The 1041-nt window shown below is 73.5% G+C and carries 1 protein-coding gene; it reads left to right on the top strand.

Annotated features, from left to right (window positions below; all coding sequences use genetic code 11):
* Positions 1 to 975, top strand: a 975-nt coding sequence (locus tag ACFV4F_RS43490) for a YncE family protein (protein ID WP_380511625.1), incomplete at its 5' end; no start/stop codon positions are given.
* Positions 976 to 1041 lie beyond the last annotated feature (66 nt).

The following is a 1041-nucleotide window of genomic DNA, read 5'->3' as shown; positions in this document are numbered from 1 at the left end:
GTGGTGACCGGCGTCGTGGTCAGCCCGGACGGCAGCAGGGCGTACGTCACGGCCGACGGCAAGCTCAAGGTGGTCGACACCGCGGCCGGCGCCGTCACCGCCGAGATCCCCCTGGGCGGCCTCGACTACACCTCCGACAAATCGGCGATCAGCCCCGACGGCACCCGGGTGTACGCGGTCAGCGGCCTCGTCCTGTACGTCGTCGACACCACGACGAACACCGTCGTCGCCACCGTCCCCCTGCCCCCGGAGATCCGGCCGGACACCTGGAAGGACGGCGGCGCCTTCCAGGTCGCGATCGGCACGGACGGCGGCACGGTCCTCGTCGCCCAGGACGGGCCGAGCGGGTACCTGCGGCCGGGGCAGCCGCCGACCCGGACGCCCGGCCGGGTGCTCACCTTCTCCACCGCGCAGAGCGCGTTCACCGGCGAGGTGCCGATGCCCGACGGCTACGTGCGCCGGATCGCCGTCCGGCCCGGCGGCACCGACGCCTACGTCAGCTCCGGCACCAGCCTCGTGCACCTGGACCTCTCGGCCGGCACCCCGACCGCCGTCGGCACCGTGGCGAACCTCCCGGCCCAGGTGATCTACGCGACCTACACCAAGGACGGCACCCACCTGATCGTCACCGACAGCGACCCCGGCGACCCCCGCCTGGCCCACCCCGTCGACACCGACAGCGACACCGCGACGGCCCCGGTCACGCTCACGCCCGACTTCTCCACCGGCGGCGCGCCGTCCACCACCCCGGCCGGCGGCCTCCTGCGCCGCGCCGCGTACGACCAGACCACGAAGCGGCTCTCCCTGGTGGCCTTCGACTCCACCGCCGACTACGCCGCCGTGCCCGGCGAGACGCTCCCCACCGACGCCGACTTCAGCTACGGAATGACCGTCAGCTCCGACAACCACACCGTCTACCTGCTGGCCCACCGCCCCGGAGTGCAGGGCGTCTTCCTGGAGATCCTCCCCCGCTGAACAACCCCCAGCCGAGAACCCGCACCACATCCGACGGGACGCCGTCGCGAGGCACCTCCTCCCCGC

Source organism: Kitasatospora sp. NPDC059722, assembly GCF_042733235.1.
In the GTDB taxonomy this organism is placed as follows: domain Bacteria; phylum Actinomycetota; class Actinomycetes; order Streptomycetales; family Streptomycetaceae; genus Kitasatospora.
The sequence above is the reverse complement of the archived record's forward strand: the minus strand, read 5'-3'. Positions and strand labels throughout refer to the sequence as shown.